25 protein-coding genes are annotated in these 23,288 nt (G+C 31.5%); 21 read left to right on the top strand and 4 right to left on the bottom strand.

Going from position 1 to position 23,288, the window contains the following annotated elements:
- Window positions 1–63 precede the first annotated feature (63 nt).
- Entirely contained in the window at window positions 64–963 is a 900-nt protein-coding gene (locus tag GOQ27_RS08125; protein ID WP_203366347.1) for an SDR family oxidoreductase, read from the top strand.
- Between the two features lie 52 nt (window positions 964–1,015).
- Here GOQ27_RS08125 and GOQ27_RS08120 read toward each other — a convergent pair whose 3' ends face one another.
- Entirely contained in the window at window positions 1,016–1,240 is a 225-nt protein-coding gene (locus tag GOQ27_RS08120; RefSeq protein ID WP_203366346.1) for a hypothetical protein, read from the bottom strand.
- Window positions 1,241–1,411: 171 nt separating this feature from the next.
- Between GOQ27_RS08120 and GOQ27_RS08115 the strand changes: the two genes are divergently transcribed.
- On the top strand, window positions 1,412–1,915 hold the full coding sequence (locus GOQ27_RS08115; protein WP_203366345.1) for a sigma-70 family RNA polymerase sigma factor: 504 nt from the start codon (window positions 1,412–1,414) through the stop codon (window positions 1,913–1,915).
- On the top strand, window positions 1,908–3,050 hold the full coding sequence (locus tag GOQ27_RS08110) for an anti-sigma factor (RefSeq protein WP_203366344.1): 1,143 nt from the start codon (window positions 1,908–1,910) through the stop codon (window positions 3,048–3,050). The genes GOQ27_RS08115 and GOQ27_RS08110 overlap by 8 nt, the downstream gene beginning before the upstream one ends.
- A 20-nt stretch (window positions 3,051–3,070) precedes the next feature.
- Here the strand turns inward: GOQ27_RS08110 and GOQ27_RS08105 are convergent, their stop codons facing one another.
- Window positions 3,071–4,483, bottom strand: coding sequence for an aldehyde dehydrogenase family protein (locus GOQ27_RS08105; RefSeq protein ID WP_203366343.1), 1,413 nt, complete (start codon window positions 4,481–4,483; stop codon window positions 3,071–3,073).
- A 458-nt stretch (window positions 4,484–4,941) separates the two neighbouring features.
- On the opposite strand from GOQ27_RS08105, the gene brnQ reads away from it, so the two are divergent.
- Window positions 4,942–6,252: a branched-chain amino acid transport system II carrier protein gene (brnQ, locus tag GOQ27_RS08100; protein WP_203366342.1), complete on the top strand. Its 1,311-nt coding sequence runs from the start codon at window positions 4,942–4,944 to the stop codon at window positions 6,250–6,252.
- Window positions 6,253–6,323: 71 nt separating this feature from the next.
- On the opposite strand, the gene citG is transcribed toward brnQ, so the two are convergent.
- On the bottom strand, window positions 6,324–7,199 hold the full coding sequence (gene citG / locus GOQ27_RS08095) for a triphosphoribosyl-dephospho-CoA synthase CitG (protein WP_207751281.1): 876 nt from the start codon (window positions 7,197–7,199) through the stop codon (window positions 6,324–6,326).
- A gap of 9 nt (window positions 7,200–7,208) precedes the next feature.
- Entirely contained in the window at window positions 7,209–7,892 is a 684-nt protein-coding gene (locus GOQ27_RS08090; RefSeq protein WP_203366341.1) for a GntR family transcriptional regulator, read from the bottom strand.
- A gap of 243 nt (window positions 7,893–8,135) precedes the next feature.
- Here GOQ27_RS08090 and citC point away from each other — a divergent pair, with 243 nt between their 5' ends.
- From citC to cobO, 17 genes are all read left to right on the top strand, one after another.
- Window positions 8,136–9,179: a [citrate (pro-3S)-lyase] ligase gene (gene citC / locus GOQ27_RS08085; RefSeq protein ID WP_203366340.1), complete on the top strand. Its 1,044-nt coding sequence runs from the start codon at window positions 8,136–8,138 to the stop codon at window positions 9,177–9,179.
- Between the two features lie 15 nt (window positions 9,180–9,194).
- Window positions 9,195–9,488 (top strand): citrate lyase acyl carrier protein, encoded by a 294-nt coding sequence (gene citD / locus GOQ27_RS08080; protein ID WP_203366339.1) that lies wholly within the window; start codon window positions 9,195–9,197, stop codon window positions 9,486–9,488.
- Window positions 9,488–10,387, top strand: coding sequence for a citrate (pro-3S)-lyase subunit beta (gene citE, locus GOQ27_RS08075; protein ID WP_203366338.1), 900 nt, complete (start codon window positions 9,488–9,490; stop codon window positions 10,385–10,387). The genes citD and citE overlap by 1 nt, the downstream gene beginning before the upstream one ends.
- Window positions 10,377–11,909, top strand: a complete 1,533-nt coding sequence (citF, locus tag GOQ27_RS08070) for a citrate lyase subunit alpha (RefSeq protein WP_203366337.1) — start codon at window positions 10,377–10,379, stop codon at window positions 11,907–11,909. Before citE ends, citF begins: the two co-directional genes overlap by 11 nt.
- A gap of 14 nt (window positions 11,910–11,923) precedes the next feature.
- Window positions 11,924–12,454: a citrate lyase holo-[acyl-carrier protein] synthase gene (gene citX, locus GOQ27_RS08065; protein ID WP_203366336.1), complete on the top strand. Its 531-nt coding sequence runs from the start codon at window positions 11,924–11,926 to the stop codon at window positions 12,452–12,454.
- Window positions 12,455–12,539: 85 nt separating this feature from the next.
- The gene (locus GOQ27_RS08060) at window positions 12,540–13,907 is read left to right on the top strand and encodes an oxaloacetate decarboxylase subunit alpha (RefSeq protein WP_203366335.1); all 1,368 of its coding nucleotides are present in this window, start codon (window positions 12,540–12,542) and stop codon (window positions 13,905–13,907) included.
- Between the two features lie 16 nt (window positions 13,908–13,923).
- Window positions 13,924–14,202, top strand: coding sequence for an OadG family transporter subunit (locus GOQ27_RS08055; protein WP_203366334.1), 279 nt, complete (start codon window positions 13,924–13,926; stop codon window positions 14,200–14,202).
- A gap of 23 nt (window positions 14,203–14,225) precedes the next feature.
- Window positions 14,226–14,600 (top strand): biotin/lipoyl-containing protein, encoded by a 375-nt coding sequence (locus tag GOQ27_RS08050; RefSeq protein WP_203366333.1) that lies wholly within the window; start codon window positions 14,226–14,228, stop codon window positions 14,598–14,600.
- Between the two features lie 15 nt (window positions 14,601–14,615).
- Window positions 14,616–15,746, top strand: a complete 1,131-nt coding sequence (locus GOQ27_RS08045; protein WP_484477110.1) for a sodium ion-translocating decarboxylase subunit beta — start codon at window positions 14,616–14,618, stop codon at window positions 15,744–15,746.
- A gap of 117 nt (window positions 15,747–15,863) precedes the next feature.
- Complete coding sequence (locus tag GOQ27_RS08040; protein ID WP_203366331.1) at window positions 15,864–17,627, top strand: sensor histidine kinase; 1,764 nt, start codon at window positions 15,864–15,866, stop codon at window positions 17,625–17,627.
- The gene (locus tag GOQ27_RS08035; protein ID WP_203366330.1) at window positions 17,611–18,381 is read left to right on the top strand and encodes a Na-translocating system protein MpsC family protein; all 771 of its coding nucleotides are present in this window, start codon (window positions 17,611–17,613) and stop codon (window positions 18,379–18,381) included. The genes GOQ27_RS08040 and GOQ27_RS08035 overlap by 17 nt, the downstream gene beginning before the upstream one ends.
- A gap of 240 nt (window positions 18,382–18,621) precedes the next feature.
- A complete protein-coding gene (citS, locus tag GOQ27_RS08030; protein WP_203366329.1) occupies window positions 18,622–19,944 on the top strand; it encodes a citrate/sodium symporter CitS in 1,323 nt (440 codons plus the stop codon).
- Window positions 19,945–20,083: 139 nt separating this feature from the next.
- Window positions 20,084–20,602 (top strand): GNAT family N-acetyltransferase, encoded by a 519-nt coding sequence (locus GOQ27_RS08025; protein ID WP_203366328.1) that lies wholly within the window; start codon window positions 20,084–20,086, stop codon window positions 20,600–20,602.
- Between the two features lie 45 nt (window positions 20,603–20,647).
- Window positions 20,648–21,022, top strand: coding sequence for a YhfM domain-containing protein (locus GOQ27_RS08020; RefSeq protein WP_203366327.1), 375 nt, complete (start codon window positions 20,648–20,650; stop codon window positions 21,020–21,022).
- Window positions 21,023–21,075: 53 nt separating this feature from the next.
- Entirely contained in the window at window positions 21,076–21,246 is a 171-nt protein-coding gene (locus GOQ27_RS08015) for a hypothetical protein (RefSeq protein ID WP_203366326.1), read from the top strand.
- 108 nt (window positions 21,247–21,354) lie between these two features.
- Entirely contained in the window at window positions 21,355–21,795 is a 441-nt protein-coding gene (locus GOQ27_RS08010; protein WP_203366325.1) for an NUDIX domain-containing protein, read from the top strand.
- 943 nt (window positions 21,796–22,738) lie between these two features.
- Window positions 22,739–23,254, top strand: a complete 516-nt coding sequence (cobO, locus tag GOQ27_RS08005; RefSeq protein WP_425475013.1) for a cob(I)yrinic acid a,c-diamide adenosyltransferase — start codon at window positions 22,739–22,741, stop codon at window positions 23,252–23,254.
- The last annotated feature ends 34 nt before the right edge of the window (window positions 23,255–23,288 follow it).

Genomic DNA, 23,288 nt, shown 5'->3' with positions numbered 1-23,288 from the left:
TCACCATATCTTCTTTAAAAGAATAGTATAGAAAGAAAAATTATTTTAAAAGGAGATATGTGTATGTACCCTAGTTATCCTTACTTTGGTTATGAAAGAGAATGTGAAGAAGTACCTATAACTTTTCCCCCACAACATCAGCCCTGTCAACCCGGGCTAGAATACTTAATGGAACCGAGACCTATCTATGATAATCCTGACTATAAAGGCAGTGGAAAACTAAAGGGTAAAGTAGCCCTTATTACTGGGGGAGATAGTGGTATAGGTAGAGCTGTATCTGTATCTTTTGCTAAGGAAGGCGCAGATATAGCGATTGTTTACTTATATGAAAGAAGGGATGCCCTAGAGACTAAAAGGGTAGTAGAAAGTTTAGGAAGCTGTTGTTTACTCATAGAAGGGGATTTAAGAGATAAAAGATTTTGCTACGACTTGGTAGAAGAAACTATAGATGAATATGAGCAATTGGACATATTAGTTAATAATGCAGCAGTACAATTTACCCAAGAAAGTATTTTAGATATATCCAGTGAACAATTAGAAGATACCTTTAAAACAAATGTTTTTTCATACTTTTATGTAACTCAAGCATCTCTGCCCTATCTTAAAAAAGGCAGCACAATTATCAATACTGCTTCAATTACCGCTTATGAAGGTCATAAATTACTTATAGATTATTCTGCTACTAAGGGAGCTATTGTTACATTTACAAGATCTTTATCATTATCCTTAATAGATAAAGGAATAAGAGTAAATGCTGTAGCACCAGGACCTATATGGACCCCTTTAATTCCTTCTAGTTTTTCAGCTGAGAGGGTTAAGACATTTGGGTTAGACACACCTATGAAGAGAGCAGGACAGCCCTTTGAATTAGCTCCGGCCTATGTATATTTAGCCTCAGAAGACTCTAGTTATGTATCAGGACAGGTAATTCATGTAAATGGTGGAGTAATGGTAAGTTCATAAGTGGTATAAATATAAGTAAGGGGACCTTTTTATTTGGTCCCCTTTATTTTAATTAAAACTGTTGAAATTCTACTGATCCTCCAGCTTCTTCAATAGCATTTCTTATTGAATCTAATCCTAGAGTTCCACCTAAAATAGGCAATCTAATAATTAGACAAATTCCTCCTGGGCTAGTTAATTCTATTAGATTAAGAAGATTAATTTCTGCTCCAGGTGGTATGCTTATACGAAGAACTGTTCCTGGTAATTGTGGACAATTAAAGTTTTGGTTACTCATCAAGGCACCTCCTTGTCTCTTTCCAATACATAATATGAAAAGGGGTCTAAAGTGTGACAAGGTGTTTTTTATTTATATCTTAAAGGAAAAGTACATCTAATAAAAGAATTATAAATAAATGTAACTTTTTCTTGTTTCATACGTTTAATTAGTGAAGGAGGTAAAAATAAATTGAACAAAAATTCATTGGATTATATTTATAAACTATATATGAATGATATTTATAGCTACCTCCTTTCGAGATGTAAAAATAAGCACATTGCAGAGGATATTATGCAGGAAACCTTTTACAGGGCATATATGTATTTTGAAAGTTGTCCTGAGGATAATGTGAAGTCATGGTTATTTACTGTAGCCCATAATGCCTATGTGGACTATGTTAGAAAGAATAGCAAAAATGATATTAGAGAAAAGGAATATTTTGGTAATCTCTCAGATGATAAGTCTCTAGAGAAAGAAGTAATTATTCAGGATGAGCTTTTCAAAGTAAGAGAGATTATTAAAACAATGAAGGATAAGCAGAGAAAGGCTATAATTCTCTGTGATTTTAAAGGATTATCCTATAAGGAAGCATCCCAGGTGATGGGGGTTAGTTTATCTTATTTTAAAGTATTAGTATTTAGGGCAAGGAAAATTATCCGAGACAAGGTGGAAGGAGATGGGATGGATGAGTGATGATTTCAAGAAAAAATTGAAGGATTACTTTGAAGGTAAATTAAGTGAAGAAGAAAGAATAGAAATAGAAAAAGAATTAGAAAAGCTAGAAATTTATCAAGAAACTCTAGATGAGGATTTGAAGGTTGAAGAACCAAAAGAAGAGGAGATCTTTGATAAAAAACATAGAAGAATGATAAAGAGGGGAAAATGGAAAGCGAGATTCCATAATGCTTTTACTGTTATAGCTATATTCTTAGTAGTATGTATAGTTTCTAGTGTTATAAGTTCTGTGTATTATACTGGAGGAGAACCAAATAGACTAGATGTTTATAGAGATGTCTTAACCTATAGTGTATCTGTTAGACTTCCAAATGTTAGACTGATTAATCTTAACTCCGAACAGAACATATTTTTCACAAATGATTATACTGGAAAGCTTATAAAAAGAATTGGTGGAGATAGCATTAAAGTAGGAGAATTTGAAGGAACTATGTTATTTAATAAAATGAGTATAAATCCTTTAAAAATAGAGGATAAATATTTTATAAATGATTTTAGTCATCCAAAGGGGGAAATAAAATTCTATGAATGGGAAAAGTTAGAAAGAGTTCCTGAAGGTACTGTGGCAGAAGCTTATCTTTCTTTTGACCAAGGATATGAAACGGATGAAATTCTACAGAAATTTAAAGGTGAAAACTTAAGCTTAATATGGCTAGCTGTTGATACGGGATATGAAGAAGATATAGACTACTACCTTCCCATAGGATTTCCTTACTTAACAATGTGGCATCAGGATGATTATGTTATGGAAAGTAGAGAAGTAGAAGAAGGACCTTTATTTAGTAAAACCGTATTAGAATCAGGCCATTATCCCGAAGTAGAAGACTACGGAAGTGGCAAGCTTAGAAACGAAAATTTTATTAAAACACTAAAGCTGATACAAGAATATGATTCTGTATCAAAAACTATTATAGAAACTCCAATTATTGATAATCACCTACAATATATAGAAGAAAATGGAGTGAAAATATATGGTATGGTGGTCACTGGACCTAGTAAAGAGATACTAAAACTTAAAGAAGAAGATTGGGTAAGGGGTATAAAAGTAGGAGAAATTGAATTTTGGAATATAAATGAAGATGCGGGTTTCTAGCCCGCATTTTTAAATTTATATTAAATATATATAGTTTTTGTTTGTAAGAATTCTTCAATACCTTCAACTCCATCTTCGCGGCCGAGACCTGAGTTCTTATATCCTCCGAAAGGTGCCTTATGACCACCTTTTCCATCGTTTACTAGGATGTTTCTAGCTTTTATTTTCTTTGCGAATTCCAATGCTTCTTCTTCGGGACCAAACACTGCTCCGGCTAAACCATAGTCTATATCGTTAGCTATCTTAAGAGCTTCTTCTTTATCTTTATAAGTGATTATACTTAGTACTGGACCAAATGTTTCATTTTGAGCAATTTCCATATCATTTTTAACATCGGTAAATACTACAGGTCCTACATAGTATCCTTTATTATAATCCTTAGGAATTCCACCATGTATAGGGGTTGCACCTTCAGCTACACCTTTTTCAATATATGAAACTACTTTATCAAATTGTTTTTTAGAAACTACAGGACCAATTACTTTATCCCCTGTCTTTGGGTCTCCAAATTTATATTCTTTAGTCATTTCAATGACTCTTTTCTCTATTTCTTCCTTTTGGTCTTCAGGAACCAACAATCTTGTATAGGCACTACAGGTTTGCCCTGTATTATTATATACGGTATTTAATGTCTTCTTTATAGCTAAGTCAATATCTCCTCCTTTTAGAATAATTGCTGGGGACTTCCCGCCTAATTCTAAAGTAACCTTTTTAATACCATCAATGGCAGCAGTATCTACTTTTCTTCCAGCATCTACTGAACCCGTAAAGGAGACCATATCTACATCTTTATGGTTAGACAACATATCTCCTACTTCTGATCCTGTTCCTGTTCCTGTTACTAAATTAAACACTCCCTTAGGGAATCCTACTTTATCAATAGCATCAGTTAGGATATATGCAACTAATGGAGTTTGTTGACTAGGCTTTAGTACTACTGTATTACCAGTAAGTAATGCTGGAATAACCTTTTTAGTTACTTGAGATAAAGGATAATTCCAAGGGGTAATGGCTGCAACTACTCCAAAAGGCTCTTTTTTAACCATGAATCCATCGAACCTTCTTTCAAACTCATATTCCTTTGTTAGTTCAATAAAAGAATCAAAGGATTCTATCTGAGGAGCCACTTGAGGATTTAAAGCAAAGCCTTTACTACGGCCTAATTCCTTTGCTATACAGTCTACCATGTCATCTTTTCTTTTCTCTAATTCCTTTTGTAAATCTTTCATAAGAGAAATTCTCTCTTCTAAATCTGTATATTGCCAAGTTTCAAAGGCTTCTTTTGCAGCTTTTACCGCATAATCTACATCTTGTTTATTAGCCCGGGGAACCTTATCCATAACTTCTCTTGTGGCAGGGTTTTCTACTTCTATGAACTCACCACTTTTTGACTCTGTCCATTCTCCATTTATATATAGTTTTTGATGATCCATTTTTCTACCTCCTTAAGTTATTTTATACCCCTAAAGATATTAGTATTAACTCTAAAAAATAAGATCCTTCATTACATTCAGGATGACAACTTAGATTTCCCAAACTCACTTCACTTTTTCTTTAAAAACTTAAAATAGTCAATTAATTCTTAATATTCTCTTCTATTAATTTTTAAAAATAATTGTCATTGGAATATTTTGAAAATATACTACAATTCAGATATCTAACCTTAAAAATTCAAAGGGTTATATGGTTTTTACTATTTATGGAAAGTAATTATGTTAACCATCAGCATAATTGTATAATATATACATTTACACCAGTAGATATGTTGCTTTTTCTTCATATCTACATCTATTGGTTATAGTCATTGACTGTGTTACAATACAGTTAATACACAAAATGAAAAGGATTTTCAATAAGATAAAACATTAATATAAAGACTGGAGGTATAATCATGACTAAAAAAATTAATATAGATTCAATAATTCTTGGACTAGCTTTATTTGCAATGTTTTTCGGAGCAGGAAACTTAATATTTCCCCCTTCAATAGGAATTAATGCAGGTGATAATTGGTTTAGTGCAATGATAGGTTTCTTTTTAACTGGAATAGGAATGCCTCTATTAGGTATATTAGCTATATCAAAAGCAGGGGGAACTTTAGAGAATTTTGCTGGGAAGGTAAGTCCTCGATTTGACAAAATATATGGAGTGATAGCAGTTGTGGTATTAGGTCCTCTATTAGGAGTTCCTAGAACAGGAGCGACAACCTATGAAATGGGTATAAGTCCTATATTCGAAAGTATAAGCCCAATTGTAGTTTCAATAGTATTCTTTTCTCTTACTTTATTTTTAGTAATAAAGCCTTCTGGAATAATAGATAGAATAGGGAAAATACTAACACCGATTTTACTAATAATGTTAGCAATTATAATATATAAAGGAATCACAGCTCCAATAGGTGCACCGTTAAATACTGGAATGGTAAGCCCCTTTTCAAAGGGATTCACTGAAGGATATCAAACAATGGATGTTATTGTATCTACAATAATTGGCGGTATAATAGTTAAGTCCTTAATAGAAAAAGGATATAAAGATAAAAAAACACAGTTTAAAATCACTTTAAGAGCAGGACTAATCTCTGCTACAGGGTTGGCTATTGTATATGGTGGACTTCTATATCTAGGAGCAACTGGTAGCTCAGTATTCTCAGCAGATATGGCAAAGACAAGTTTGACAGTAGCTATAGTAGGGAGTATATTAGGAGAGATAGGTAAAGTAGTTTTAGGCGTTTGTGTAACAGCTGCATGTCTTACTACATCAGTTGGAATCACTGCCACGGTGGGAGACTTATTTAGTGAAATAAGTGGAGGAAAGCTAAGCTATAAATTAGTAGTTACACTATCAACAATACTAAGTGCTATTATAGCTAATGTAGGAGTAGAAAGTATTGTTGCCTTTGCAGCACCTCTACTAGCTGTTATATATCCAGTTGCCATAATACTAGTGATATTAAATCTATTTGATGGAGTGATACCAAATAAAAAAGCATATACTGGAGCGGTATATGGTACTCTTATGGTAAGTGTACTAGATGGAATCAAAGCTTTAGGAGTAGAATCCCCTATAGTAAATAGCATAATGGGTGTATTACCTTTAGCAGATAAAGGATTTGGATGGATAGTTCCTGCTATAATAGGAATACTTATAGCAGTATTTATTACAAAATTAAATAATCCAAGAAGATTAGAAAAAGAATATGCTTAAATAAAAAGCTCAGAAATGATAAGTCAATTATCTCCCTAAGGAGTAGACAATTTAGTCATTTCTGAGCTTTCTTATAGTTCAATTCCCTCTACAAGGGCAAGGAATATGGTTACAGCTAGGAGATCTGCAGAACCTCCTGGGCTAATATTCATTTTTACAAAGGTATCATTCATAGAACTAAGGATTTCTTTAGAATTTGGTTGTTTCATTCCACTCTTTTCTAAGAATTCTTTTGAGATAGATTTCACATAATGAAGACTTTCCATTCCACCCCTGGTAACAATATTGGTGTCCTCTGAGGAGGCCATTATGTGAAGTAATACTTCTAAAAATAAATCATTTTTATCTAAATCCTTATTAATATTCCATTGGCGTACAATTAATAGGGGCTTTGACATAATTGTTTTAAATCCAGATTCTACTTCTCCCCGAATTCCCGTTAGTCCATGATTTTTATATAGATATTCTCCATGGGTTAATACCTTTTTTGCACTTAAGTTTTTAAAATCTTTAAGAATTAAATCCTTTACCATATTCTTTGCAACAGAACATACCTCTTCTGCTTTGAATATTTCTTTTTTATGTTTTTTATATAAACTTCCTATGGATGCACATAATATACCAAAGGAGAAAATAATACCTTTATGGGTATTTATATCCTTAGTGGCTAGGAACATTGATTTTTCACAGTCCATACCTAAGGGTCTAATATTATCAAAAAGATTAGTAAGATCTTCTTCTTCAAACACTATTCCTGCCATAGTAAATTCATATAGTCCCTTATATAATGAGGAACTACTAGACATAAAAGTAAAGAAATCCATATCATTATGGGCCCCATTATTATCACGATCGACAAGACCTGGCTTTGGTGTGGCGCTTACTTCATATAGTATTGCCCTCTGAGCAAGGGAGGCAATATAGTGAGCATATATTTCATTTTTCATTATTTTCTCCTATTCATCAATTTCCTTTAATACAATTTCTAAAGAATCATCCAAGTGTTTCTTGATTAATTTATCTACTCTATCCTTATCTTTATCTATTATAGATTGTAGAATTTCTCGATGTTCCATCAATGCTTCTTTTCTCCTCATTTCATCCGTTATAGAAATATTTCTGAATCTTTGTAAATACTCATTTAGCTTTCCAATCATTGAAGCTAATCTATTCATCCTACTTGCTTCATAAATCTTTGAATTAAATTTCCCAAATAAAGCAATAACTTCTTCAACTTTGCCTTCCTTATTTTTAAGTTCTGTTAGATCAAGTAAATCTTTGATGTCTTGTATTTCTTGTGGGGTTATATTGTCCATAGCACTTACTGCAGCTAATACTTCTAAGGAATGTCTAATTTTATATACTTCAATTACATCTTTTTTTGTAATTCTTTTTACAACTACTCCATATCTAGGAATATATTCTACTAATTCTTCGATTTCTAAACGTTTAAGAGCTTCCCTAATAGGAGTACGACTAATGTTTAGCCTATCTGCATATTCTTTTTCAATAATCCTTTCCCCTACAGGAATTTTTCCATTAATTATTGTACTTCTTAAGCTTTCATATATAACATCCCTCATAGGTTTATTTTGTGATAGATCTGTATTTTTTACAAATTCATCCATATGTTCTGACATTTATACCCTTCCTTCCACTAGTACCAGTGATTAAGCTACTTCTATATTTTATCCAAACACATTTAAAATACCAAGTATTTTTAGTGTGTTTTATAGGAGATTATAGTTGAAAATAAAAGAAACAAACAAAAAACACACTGAAAGTACACTAGGTACATCAAAAAAACTTGGGGAGGAGAAAATATGACTGTATAATTAAGGAGCATTATAAAGGACATAAGCTTAGAAAGAAGGTAATTGACAATGCTAGGATCTCAATTAATTGAAAAAAGAATTTTTTTAGATGATAAAAGAGGAAAGCGAGAACTAGAGGAATTTTTACAGACTCAAGACATTCGATTAGATGAAAATGCTGAATATATTATGGCAATATTCAATGAAGACGAGTTAATTGCTACCGGTTCCCTTTCTAATAATACTTTACGATCCATAGCAGTAAAACCAAAATATCAAGGTACAAGCTTATTAAACAAGGTTATTTCACACTTGATAAAGGAAGCATATCAAAAGGGAATAACACATCTGTTTATTTATACTAAGCCTAAGTCAGTGAAGTCCTTTACATTTTTGGGATTTTATGAAATTGCACGAGTAAAAGATGTAGTATTAATGGAGAATAGTCCTACAGAAATACAATCCTATTTAAATGAGCTATCAACGAAAAAAGTAGATGGGAAGAATATTGCCAGTATAGTAATGAATGCTAATCCTTTTACAAATGGACATAAATACTTAGTAGAACAAGCAGCAAAGGAAAACGATGTAGTACATCTTTTTGTAGTATCAGAAGAAGCTTCTATTATTCCCTTTGATATAAGATATGAACTTATTAAAAAAGGAACCAAGCATCTAGACAATGTAATACTTCACAAAGGAGGAGTATATATGGTATCTAGTGCTACATTTCCATCCTATTTTATGAAGGATGCAAACCAAGCTATAAATGTATATGCAGCCCTAGATTTAACTATATTTAAAAGATATATAGTTCCTACTCTAAATATCAATAGAAGATATGTAGGGGAAGAGCCTTATTGTGAAGTAACAAAAATATATAACGAAACTATGAAAAGAATTTTAGAAGGTGAAGATATGGAAGTTAGGGTTATACCTAGAGTGGAGTCTCAAGGAAGAGCTATTAGTGCTTCATTTGTGAGGAGACTAATAAAAGAACATGAATTAGAAAGAATAAAGGACTTTGTGCCATCCACAACTTATGAATTTTTTAGATCTAAAGAAGCAGAAGATTTAATTAAGAAAATAAAAAGCAATACTGGAAGACATTAATTGGAGGTGAAAACTATGAAAATAGTAAAAAGAGCTTTAGCAGGAACTATGGAATCTAGTGATATTCAAATAGTAGTAGAGGCAGGAGAAGGAATTGAAATAGAATTAAAAAGTTCTGTGGAAAAGCAATTTGGAAATCAAATTAGAAAAGTTATTAGAGAGACACTAGAAAAATTAGGTGTTGAAGATGTTAAGGTTATAGCTATTGATAAAGGTGCATTAGATTGTACAGTACAAGCAAGGGTAGCAGCTGCTGCATATAGGGGTGCTGAAATAAAAGAAAATTACAACTGGGAGGTAATTAAGTAATGGATCGTCTAAGAAGAACTATGATGTTTGTTCCAGGTAATAATCCTGGAATGTTAAGAGATGCATATATATATGGAGCAGATTGCCTAATGTTTGATTTAGAGGATTCTGTTGCATTAACAGAGAAAGATGCTGCTAGATTCTTAGTATATAATGCAGTGAGAACAGTAGATTATGGAAATACTGAAGTAGTTGTTAGAATCAATGGATTAGATACTCCTTTTGGGAAAAGTGATATTGAGGCAATGGTTATAGCAGGAGTAGATGTTATAAGACTACCAAAAACGGAGACAAAACAAGATATATTAGATGTGGAAGCTGTGATTGATGAAGTAGAAAAGAAGATAGGTAAAGAGCTTGGATCTACAAAAATGATGGCAGCAATAGAAGGACCTTTAGGGGTATTCAATGCTTATGATATTGCTACAGCTAGTGATAGATTGATAGGTATAGCCTTAGGGGCAGAGGATTTTGTAACTAACATGAAAACAAAAAGATATCTTGATGGAATGGAATTATTTGCAGCAAGAAGTCAAATAGTGTTAGCTGCTAGGGCAGCAGGAATATATGCCTTAGATACAGTATTTTCTGATGTAGATAATGAAGAAGGATTTAGAAAAGAAGTTGAGTTTATAAAACAACTTGGATTTGATGGAAAGTCTGTAATAAATCCAAGACAGATTGGACCAGTAAATGAAATCTATACACCAACTGAAAAAGAAATTAGTAAAGCATTAGATGTGAAGAGAGCTATAAAAGAAGCAGAAGAAAAAGGCTCGGGAGTTATTTCTTTAAATGGAAAAATGATTGATAAACCAATTGTTGATAGAGCAGATAGAGTTCTTCATTTAGCTATGGCTGCTGGTGTATATAAGGAGGAATTTGGAGATGAAAAATAAGATAGGAAGAGAAATTCCAGAAGAAATAATAGAAAAATATGAAGTTTATCAAGGATCCTTTGACAAAGAAATCCTAGGCAGAAAAGCATCTCCAAAGATTAGTAGAGTTAAACCAGGAGAGAGTAAATTGATAGAGTCTCTAGAAGATGCGATAGTAAAGAGTGGATTAAAGGATGGAATGACAATTTCTTTCCACCATCATTTTAGATCAGGAGACTATATTGTAAATAAGGTAATGGATTTAATTGCAGAAATGGGAATCAAGGATCTTACCTTAGCTCCAAGTTCTCTAACTAGTGTCCATGCTCCTTTAATAAAACATATAAAGAATGGAGTTATAACAAAGATTACATCCAGTGGTCTTAGAGGAGAATTAGCAGAAGAGATATCCAATGGACTAATGGAAGAACCAGTAATAATCCGTTCTCATGGTGGTAGAGCAAGGGCTATTGAAGCAGGAGATATACAGATAGATGTTGCCTTCTTAGGCGCATCCTCTTCAGATGAATATGGAAATGCCAGTGGAGCTAGTGGGAAGGCTATATGTGGACCTTTAGGATATGCCCAAATAGATGCAGAGTATGCTGACAATGTAGTTATTATTACAGATAATATTGTAGAATATCCAAATATGCCAGCTAGTATTTTACAAACTAATGTAGATTATGTAGTTAAAGTAGATGAAATAGGAAATCCATCTGGAATAGCTTCAGGAGCTACAAGATTTACAAAGAATCCTAAGGAATTATTAATTGCTGATTACGCAAGCAAAACAATAGTAGGATCAAAGTACTTTAAAGAGGGTTTTTCTTTCCAAACTGGTACAGGAGGGTCTTCATTAGCAGTAACTAGATTTTTAAGGAATGAAATGATTAAACAAAATATCAATGCAAGCTTTGCCCTAGGTGGCATAACAAAGCCTATGGTTGAAATGCTAGAAGAAGGATTAATTAATACTATATTTGATGTACAAAGTTTCGATCTAGTAGCAGCAAATTCAGTAAGTAAAAATGAAAGACATCAAGAAATATCCTCTACATTCTATGCAAATCCTCATAATAAGGGAGCTGCTGTAAATAAATTGGATATAGTTATACTTTCAGCATTGGAAGTAGACACAGATTTCAATGTAAATGTTATAACAGGATCTGACGGAGTAATTAGAGGAGCTTCCGGCGGACATTGTGATACTGCTGCTGGTTCAAAGCTTACCATGATAGTAGCACCTTTAGTGAGAGGCAGAATACCAACTATTGTAGATAGTGTAAATACTGTTATCACTCCAGGAGAGACAATTGATGTGGTAGTTACTGAAATAGGAATAGCAATTAATCCAAGAAGAGAGGATTTAATTGAAGAATTTAAGAATTTAGATGTTCCTGTATATACAATAGAAGAATTAAAAGATAAAGCTATAGAGGTAGTAGGAAAGCCAGAAAGGATACAATACGAGGATAAAGTAGTAGCTTTAGTAGAGTATAGAGATGGAACTATTATCGATGTTATTAGAAAAGTAAAATAAGGAGTGTAATTAAAATGTGCATAAAAGGAGTAGAGCAATCTTTACAGGATATTTTAAAAGCTAAGGATGAAAGAGTAGCATTTCAAAGAGAGCTATTAGAGAAATACAGTAATCCTATTATTTCATATAAATTAAATATTCCTGGGCCAGTAAAATACAATCCTTTAATAAAGAATATATTTAATGAGGGACTTTTAGAGATAACAAAGGTATTAGAAAAACAAAAAATTGAAACTTCATATCAAAAAATAACTTATCAATATAGTGGTCCTGAATGCTTTATTAGCTTTAAATATTCTCCTTTAGAGGTAAAGAATTTATGCACGCTGATAGAAGAAATACATCCCTTGGGTAGATTATTTGATTTTGATATTTTAGATGAAAAAGGGTCACAGATTAGTAGAGAGGATAAAGATATGAATCCTAGAAAATGCTTAGTATGTGATAAAAATGCCTTTGAATGTGGAAGGTCTAGAAATCATGAGTTGAAAGAGTTGCTCACTAAAATAGAAAATATGGCAACAGACTATTTTAAAAATAAATAGGATATCTTAACCGATGACTTTAGGTTTAGACAGAGCCTAGACTCTATCTAAACTAAGTCTTAGTTAATAAGGAGGCAAAACAGCAGTGAATCCAGTAAAAATAACTGAAACAGCCCTTAGAGATGGACATCAATCTCTAATTGCAACAAGGCTAAAAACAGAAGAAATATTACCAATTCTATCAAAGATGGATGAAGTAGGATACCATGCCATGGAAGTTTGGGGAGGGGCAACTTTTGATGCTTGTCTTCGATTTTTAAATGAAGATCCATGGGAAAGACTAAAAGAGATAAGAAAAGTAGTTAAGAACACAAAACTTCAAATGCTTTTAAGAGGTCAAAATATTTTAGGGTATAAACATTATCCCGATGATGTAGTAGAAACTTTTATTAAAAAGTCCGTAGAAAATGGAATTGATATTATAAGAGTTTTTGATGCCCTAAATGATATAAGAAATTTAGAAACATCAGTGAAATCTATAAAGGAAGCAGGAGCTCACTGTCAATGTGCCATAAGTTATACGACAAGTAAAGTCCACAATATTGAATATTATGTGGAGTTATCAAAAAGTCTTGAAGATTTAGGAGCCGATTCCATATGTATTAAGGATATGGCAGGAATTTTAACTCCCTACTCTGCTTATGAACTTATAACAAGATTAAAGGAAGTAGTGAATATTCCATTAGAACTTCATACTCACTGTACCAGTGGAATTGCTTCTATGACTTATTTAAAGGCAGTAGAAGCTGGAATTGATATTATTGATACAGCCATATCTCCCTTTGCAAATGGGACAAGCCAACCCCCAACTGAATCTATAGCTCTTACCTTAGCAGAAGATTCTAGGGGACCAAAATTAAATTTAGATGCATTAAATGAAATAGCTCAATATTTTAAACCTATAAAGGAAAAGTATAGAGAAGATGGAACACTAAACCCAAAGGTAATGGATGTAGAACCAAATACATTAATGTATCAAGTTCCAGGAGGTATGTTATCCAACTTACTTTCTCAATTAAAAGGACAAAATGCCTTAGATAAATATGAAGATGTATTAAGAGAAATACCAAGAGTAAGAGAAGACTTAGGTTTCCCACCCCTTGTTACTCCATTAAGTCAGATGGTAGGAACTCAAGCAGTATTTAATATTTTATCTGGAGATAGGTATAAAATCATACCAAAGGAAATAAAAGAGTATGTTAAAGGTCTTTATGGAAGACCACCGGTTCCTATAGAGAAGGAAATAAAAGAAAAAATTATAGGAAATGAAGAAGTAATTACGGTTCGTCCTGCTGATTTGATTGAACCGGCCTTTGATAAATATAAAAAAGAAATAGGAGATCTTGCAAAATCTACAGAGGATGTATTATCCTATGCACTATTCCCCCAAGTAACAAAGAAGTTTTTAGAAAATAAAAATACAGATGTACACTATATTACAGTGACTATGTAAAGTTGGGTGATAAAAAATGATAACAATGTCTAAAGCATTAACAATAACAGTTTTTAGCATGACTTTAGTATTTATAACTTTAACAATGATATTTTTCATATTAAAATCATTTAAAACCTTTATCTACAAAGAAGAGGTTGTAGATAAAAAGGTCCCTGTTAAAGCAAATATTAAAAAGGAATTAGAAATAGAAGAAGAAGATAGAGTAGTGGTTTCCTTAGCTGCCTCAATAATAGCAGGTGAAGGAAAGGTAAATCCAAACTTTCATATTTCTAGTATAAAAAGAATTAAATAAGAAGGATAACTTAGGAGGAAAAAATGAATTCAAAAACATATCATATTAAACTAAACGGCAAGGTATATGAATTAGAAATAGAAGAAGTAGCAGCAGGAGCTAAAGCCCCATCTCTAGCAGCAACACCAGTAAAAAAAGAAGAAGTTAAAGAAGAGAATGTAAGTGAAACTGTGGTAACTGCAGGAGGTCAAGATGTTGAGGCACCTATGCCAGGAACAATATTCGATATAGCTGTAAATGTGGGAGATATCGTAAAAAATGGACAAACCTTAGTAGTCCTGGAAGCTATGAAGATGGAAAACGAAATTGTAGCTCCAGTAGATGGGAAAATAACTGCTATAAATGTAAGTAAAGGACAAAATGTAAATCTCGGAGATAGTATAATCCAGATTGGATAAGCAAAAGGAGGTAGTATCATGAAAGAAATGTTATATAATTTTTGGATTAGCTCGGGATTTGCAATCACTGAAATTAAACAAGTAGTTATGATTATAATTGCCTGTGTGTTCTTATATTTAGCAATAAGTAAGAAGTATGAACCATATCTATTAATACCTATTGCTTTCGGTATGCTTTTAGTAAATATGCCAGGAGCAAATTTAATGCTATATCCTGAGAATGGTGAAGCTGGTGGACTATTATACTATTTATATAAAGGTACGGAACTAGGAATATATCCACCCATTATATTCTTATGTGTAGGGGCTGGTACAGATTTTGGACCTCTGATAGCAAATCCTAAGACGATATTACTGGGTGCAGCAGCACAGTTTGGAATATTCTTTGCATTTATAGGTTCCATATTATTAGGATTTGCAGGTCCTGCAGCTGCATCTATTGGAATTATAGGGGGAGCTGATGGACCGACGGCTATATACTTAACAGGAAAATTAGCCCCTCAACTTTTAGGAACTATTGCTCTAGCAGCGTATTCTTATATGGCTTTAGTACCAATTATACAACCACCTATAATTAAGTTATTTACCACAAAAGAAGAAAGAATGACAAAAATGGAACAATTAAGACCGGTATCTAAAAGAGAAAAAATACTTTTCCCAGTGGTAGTATCAATATTCACTATAGGACTGCTACCATCAGCAGCTCCTTTGATCGGAATGCTTATGTTTGGAAACTTAATCAAAGAATCAGGAGTAGTTCCAAAGCTAGTAGAAACAGCACAGAATTCCTTGATGTATATAATTACAATTGTTTTAGGATTAACAGTAGGAGCAAAGGCTAGTGCAGATGCTTTCTTAAGTATTGAAACTCTTAAGATAACAGCCTTAGGTTTAGTTGCCTTTGCTATAGGAACAATGTCTGGAGTATTATTTGGTAAGCTTATGTATAAGCTAAGTGGTGGAAAGATAAATCCAATGATTGGAGCAGCAGGAGTTTCTGCAGTACCGATGGCAGCAAGGGTTGTTCAAAAGGTTGGTCAAGAGGAAAATCCATCGAATTTCTTATTAATGCATGCTATGGGACCTAATGTTGCCGGTGTAATCGGTTCAGCTGTGGCAGCAGGAATATTACTAAAAGTATTTTAATACTAAAAGAGAATTAAATAAGCGTTATTAAAATTGTTTTCTACTTATGACTTTGTGATATCATATATAGGTCATAAGTAGAAACTATTCTTATAGATAAGGAAAGCAGAGGATGCCATGGAAACTAGAATAAAAGATTTAAATATAAAGTCCTATTATAAAATAACTAAATTAATATTGATTGCAGTGATTATTATGTCTATTATTCTAGGGATTTTAATAGGAAGTTATTTTTATTATAGAAAGATGGTAATAGAAACAGAGAAAAATGATATTTTGAACTTAGTTTCAACTGTATCATCTCAGCTTGAATTATATTTAGATAGAAAAGATTATTATTTAAAGGAAGTTATAAATAAATCTCAGTTTAAAAGTCAATTTAATGAGTTACTCCAAGGAGAAGAGAATGTTCCTCTCATGGAAGTACTGTATGATATCCAAAGCAAGGAGAATATTTCTATAGAGTTAATAAACAAAGAAGGGAATTTATTAAAAGTCTATACCTCTGATAGGGAGTATGAATATAGAAGAGGTATGGATATAGATAAGGCAATAAAATATCAGGATGATGTATATTATGTAGATACAAAATATAGTGGTACCATAAATATAATTCACCCTGTCTTAATAGAAGGAGATAGCCAAGGTTTTGTAAGGATGAAAATAGATTCAGACTATATATATGAAACCTATTTAGAAGATTATAAAATAAACCAAAAGGGATATATTTCGGTAAAAGATAGATATGGAAGAATTCTACTACATCCTTCTAATATTGGATATGGTGAAGAGGTTGTAAAGGCTAGAAAAAGACAATATCCAAACTATGATTGGAGCGAGTTAGAAGAGATAGTAAATAAGCAAATGAATAGAGAGAGCGGAGTAGGGGAGTATCATTCAATCTGGCCCGGAGAAGATAAAAGAGTAAAAAAAATAAGTGGATATAGTCCTTGTATTATAGGGGATACTTTTTTGATAGTAAATCTATCCACTGATTACAAAGAAGTAATATCAAGTGTAAGGAATATTACTGAAATAACAGTAATAATTTCAGTGCTTATGATAATAACAGGAATCATAATGATTGTATATATATATACCGTTGAAAGTAAAAAGAACAAGCTATTAGTGGAATCAATTTATCACAATGAGCTTCAGGAGAAAAATGCTCTATTGATGCATCAATCTAAGTTTGCAGCTATGGGAGAGATGTTAGCTACTATTGCTCATCAATTAAAGCAGCCCCTAAATGCTTTAAAGCTTGCTCTTTATAATATAGAAGACTACTACTATTTAAAGGAAAATGATGAAGAGTATTTAAATACTCTATTTAAATCAAACTATAAATTTATAGATAAAATGGCTGAAACAATAGATGATTTTAAATTCTTTTTTAAGCCTCAAAATAAAAATGGCGAGTTTAATGTTTATAATGCCATAATGTTTTCAATAGATTTAAATATAGATAGAATAAATAATTTTGAAATTAATATTGATATCCAGGGAGATAAGGATATTACCACAATAGGAGAAAGTAATATATTTTCTCAGGTTATTTTAAACTTGATAAACAACTCAATAGATGCCTTAAGTGATATAGAGGGAGATAGATATTTAAAAATATTAGTTCACGAAGAAGAAAAAAATATAGTTATAGAATTAGAGGATAATGGTGGAGGAATTAAAGAAGATATAAAGGATAAATTGTTTGAACCCTACGTTACTACTAAAGAAAACCATGGGACTGGATTAGGACTATATATTTCAAAGATTATATTGAAGGAAAAATTTAACGGAGACTTGTTTATAGAAAATACTGAGGGTGGGGTAAAAGAAAGAATAATATTAATAAAGGAGGATGGGGATGCCACTAGAAAGTAGCTTACTGAAAAATATAAAGGTACTTTATGTAGAAGATGAAGAAGAAATATTAGAGCAAATGCTCTTTTTTCTAAAAAAAAGAGTAGGAAAATTGATAGTAGCTCAAAACGGAAAAGAGGGATTAGAAGCCTTTAAAGAAGACAGACCTGATATCATTATTTCTGATCTAAAGATGCCTATAATGGATGGTCTTTCAATGGCACGAGAAATTCGAAAAATAAGTGATGTACCAATAATTATTACCACAGCCTTTTCTGATAAAGAAATAATCTTAAAGGCTGTAGATGTAGGGATAGAAAATTATATAGTGAAGCCTATAGATGCTAGAGAATTAACAGAAGTGTTGAGAAAAACAGCGATAAAGGTTTTAAAGGATAAAGGAAGGCTATTAGCAGTAAGAAATAAAGTATTAACAAAGGAAGATAAAATAGGTATAGAGGAACAGATTAAAAATGCTATAGGCAAATTTATTAAAGATAGAACAGGAAAAGGACCCCAAAATATAAAGGCATTTATTCATTCTAATGTATTAGAGATAGAAGTCCTAGGAACCCTTACGAGGATGGAAAAGACCCTATTGGAATTAGATAAAAATAAATCTATTATTAAATATAATAGGGAAATATTATATAGGGATCATGAAGAACAGATGAAAGAGATAATTAAGGAATATCTTATTTGGGATATAAAACTGGATTCAATAGAAGTTGATTTATCTGACGATAAAACACTACTAAAATTTGAAATTTATTAAGTGAAATTATTGACAAGGTAACAATAAAAATATATAATTAAGTTACTGCTAAGTATGAGAGGGTTTGAGGAAAACACTTTCATAATAGCAATAAATTTTATATAAAATTTAATAACATTAATTATGTTGATTTTGATTTAGGAAAGTTAATTAACTTAGCTTAAATAAGGTCAACTTTGGTACTTCATGTGCCAAAGTTGGCCTTTTTTTTATTAAAAAAATAATAGTGGGGTGTAAACAATGGAAGGGACTAAAGGTATAAATAATGGACAAAAGTTTAAGCTTTTTGGAATGCCTGTTCATGTATTTGCAATATTTGCAATAGTAATAATAGCAGGTATGGCAACAGGAAGTTTATCAACAGATTTAGCTGGTGGATTTGCGGTATTATTCTTACTTGGTATTGTATTTGGAGAAATAGGAGATAGAATCCCTATCTGGAAGGAATATATAGGGGGAGGATCAATATTAGCATTCTTAGGTGCAGCATATCTAGTATATAAAGGAATTTTACCAGAGAAATATGTTGATTCTGTAGTAGTATTTATGGATGATTCAGACTTTTTAACACTATTTATTAGTGTATTAATAACGGGATCAATATTAGCGGTAAATAGAAAATTATTAATAAGATCTTTTATAGGATATGTTCCAGCTATCTTAGGCGGTCTTGCATTTGCTTTCTTATTTGGAGGAATAGCAGGCCTTATAGTTGGAGTTCCTTTTAAAGAAATTGCTATAAAATACGTTTTACCTATTATGGGTGGAGGAAATGGTGCAGGAGCTATTCCTTTAAGTGAAATATGGGAAGAAGTAACTGGACAACCAAGAGATGCATATTATTCCTTTGCAATTTCAATCCTTACAATAGCTAACATTGTAGCAATATTTATAGGTGCTATATTAAATAAAATTGGACAAATGAGACCTAATTTAACAGGAAATGGGGAAGAATTAATTAGAAATTCAAAAGCCCTTTTAACTGATGAAGATAACAAGGAAACAAAAACTACTTTTAGAGATGTAGCAGCAGGACTTATTTTAGCAACAACATTCTATTCACTAGGTAGATTATTCTCTAAAGCTTTACTTCCTTCAATAGGTGGAGTAGTAATTCATCACTTCGCATATATGGTTATATTTGTAGCAATATTTAATGCTTTAGGATTAATTCCTGAAGAATTAAGAAGTGGAGCTAAAAAGTTACAGAAATTCTTTACAGGACAGTTTATTTGGGTAATAATGGCTGGTGTCGGTATTGCCTTTACTGACTTAGGAGAACTTGTAGCAGCAATTACTCTTTCAAATGTATTTATAGCAGCATTTGTTGTTATTGGTGCAGTATTAGGAAGTGCTATAGTTGGTTATTTTGTAGGGTTCTTCCCAATAGACACAGCAGTTACTGCTGGGTTATGTATGGCAAACAGAGGAGGATCTGGGGATATTGCAGTACTAGGTGCTTCTAAGAGAATGGATTTAATATCCTATGGACAAATTTCTTCAAGGATAGGTGGAGGAATGGTATTAGTTATAGGAAGTATTGTGTTTGGATTGATATTCTAAAATCACCTTAAAGTGAAATACACTTTATAGATAAAAAGCCAAGAGATGATTGCTCATCTCCTGGCTTTTTTCATGAGAAGGAATAATATAAAAAGAGTAGAAATATATAAGTAGGAAAAATAATTTAGGGGGAATAAAAATGTTAAGAATAGAAGAGATAAATAATAAGGGGATAAAGAAAATTGTAGAGTGGAATGAGGGAAAGACCACTAATTATATAAGACAGTGGGCAGGCCCTGTATATTCTAGTCCGTTAACAGAAAAAACTATTAATGAAAGGATAGAAAAAGAAGGGTCTAAGATACAGATATTTCAAATAGTAGATGTTGAAAATAAAGAAATAATAGGAACTATAGAATTAGTATTAAAAGATAAAGAAAAAGGTATTGGTCATATAGGACGATTTTTAATTGGTAATGAAGAGAATAGAAACAAAGGGTTTGGACAGAGAGTATTAAAAAATATAGTTCAAATAGGATTTGATGAATATAATCTTAATCAAATTACATTAGCAGTTTTTGATTTTAATAAAAATGCTATTAGCTGCTATGAAAAGGTTGGATTTAAGGTTACTGAATATAGAGAAAAGCTATTTAAGAGAGAAGGAAATGATGTAGGCTCTTATATCATGACTATTAAAATCGAGGATTATCAATAATAAGGAGATGAATATATTTAATCTAAGTTTAAAGGGGGAATCAAATTGACTAAAAGAGGTTTGATTATTATAGTAATTTTAATAGTGTTAATTACTACTGGGTGTTCACCTAATGAAATACTTAGAATAGGTTCTCCAAATGAAGATACAATAACATTTGATATAGAGATTAAAGATAAAGAAACGATTCAACAGGTACGTAGTATTTTCAATAGCTTAAAAGAAATTGATGTTTCTGATAATTTAACACGAGAACCTGATACATTTATTTCATTAAATAAGGATGGGGTTGCAGAAATATGGGCATATATATGGTTTTTAGAAGATGGAACTGCAATTACATTAAGACCTAGGGAAAATTATTATTTAATTACAGAGGAACAGAGTAATAAATTAAAAGATATTATTATAAAAAAATAGACAAGTTAGTTTGTAAAATAAATCTTAGAGTATTGTTTTGAAAGAAAAATATAGTGCCAGGCAGTGAGGAAGAAAAACTACTTGCATATGTAATTTTTGAAGAACGGAATAAACAGCCTTGGACCATTGTAGGTATAGCAATAAGGATGATTCATTGTAATATGTGTGGGAGTAAGATAGGTGGTAAAAAGTCATCACTTCCTATAACAAAGTATTCACGATAGTTCACAAGAAACATATGAACCGTCGTTAAGTCTCAAAACGTTAGGCGACATGGTGTTTAAAATCAGATTAAATTATTTTAAGAAATAAAAAAAGAGAGGAGCAAAATAATGAGATATCCTGAACCAACTGTTGGTGCTATTATTTTTAATCCAGATAATAAAATACTTCTTTGTAAATCTCACAAGTGGAATAATAAATATATAATTCCTGGTGGCCATATTGAATTAGGTGAAGAAATGGAAGAAGCATTAAAAAGAGAGATATTAGAAGAAACTGGATTGGAAATATATGACATTCAATTAATTAGCATAAAAGAAAGTGTACATAATGAATCTTTTCATGAAAAAAAGCACTTTATATTCATTGATTATATATGTAAAACGGATTCTTATAACGTAATATTGAATGAAGAGGCTCAAGAATATGAGTGGGTAGATTTAAAAGAAATTGATAATTACGATTTGGGAGGATTTATAAAACTATTACTAATAGAATTAAAAAATAAGGAAGAATCAAAATATAAAGCAGAGATTTTTTATAATTATTAGAAAATTATTGGTTTTATCATCTTATACATTGAATTTATTTTATAAAAAAATAAAAATATATTAATATCTTATAATACATTTTTAAAACGAAGGATTATTTATATTATATTTTTAGGTCTAAGATTAGTGTTGCTATTTGAATTAGAAAATCAAATGAAATATTTAAAATAATAATAAATAGAGAACATTTTAAGGTGAATAATAATGTAAATTATTTAGTAAATTTCATTTTTAAGTATGAAAAGCAGGCACCACATCATATAACATGACCTTAGCTACATTCCAATTGAGAGTATAACTGAGAAGTGGGGCTGACTTTTTATATGATGTTAGTTGTGCTTATTGGAGCTCAGTAAAAAGAAGTGAAACATTTGAAAGATATATTTCAAAGCTATCTCTTTATAAAGTCTAAAAAGTACATATAAATAGTTGGGAAGAAAAAGACGGTGATATTCAGTCGCATATGTAGCTCTTGGTAGACCTCAAAGGTGTTGTAAACACAACACCGTTAGGCAAAATTTATATAAGGAGTGGATCCTATGATAGAAGTGGATAAAATCAAGGTTATTTTATTCAGGTCGTGTTCTTAATGTCCCAAGAATAGGTCATTGGTTTATACCACTTAATTTTAATAAATTTGTTGATAGAAGTAGTTTTAATAACATAGAAATTAATTATCTTGAGATATCATATGGTATTATCTTTGACTATGAAAATAGATGCAAAATTAATAACTATTGTTTCCTGAATTATTTTGTACGTAGTTTTCATTATCCAATTTTAACACCTCGAAATCATCTAGTACTATTTTTATCACAAAAATAGTGTGTGATAGATTATTTTTTATTATTCTTAAGTTAAAAGGCAAATGTATTAAAGGAGAAAATATATTTTTATTGAAGATAGAGATTAGGAGTAACATTTATTAGAAAGGATGAGAAGGATGAGTAAAGGATATTTTCATATATACACAGGAAACGGTAAAGGGAAGACTACTGCTGCATTAGGACTGTCTATGAGAGCTATTTGTGCTGGTAAAAAAGTCTATTTTGGACAATTTGTAAAGGGAATGAAATATAGTGAGACGAAGGCTGTAGAGTATCTACCTAATTTTGAAATACATCAATTTGGTAGAACCTGCTTTATAGAGAAGGATCCTGAACAGGAGGATATTGATATAGCAAAAGAAGGTCTCAAAGTATGTAAAGATATATTAGAAGAAGGTAATTATGATATCATTGTACTAGATGAATTAACTATTGCTTTATATTATAAATTATTCACTGTGGAAGAAGTGCTTAAAATGTTAGAAAATAGATCACCAGAAGTAGAAGTCATTATTACAGGTAGATATGCTCCAGAAGAGCTAATCCAAATAGCTGACTTAGTTACTGAAATGAAGGAAATAAAGCATTATTATCAACAGGGAGTCCAGGCAAGAAAAGGTATAGAAAGCTAAAATATATTTTTATACATTAATAAAAGGGTAAAAT

Origin of the sequence: Anaeromonas frigoriresistens (genome assembly GCF_016820655.1) — a bacterium.
Classification (GTDB): Bacteria; Bacillota; Clostridia; order Tissierellales; family SIT17; genus Anaeromonas; species Anaeromonas frigoriresistens.
Note: the sequence above shows the minus strand (reverse complement) of the source record. Positions and strands in the feature narration are given on the sequence as shown.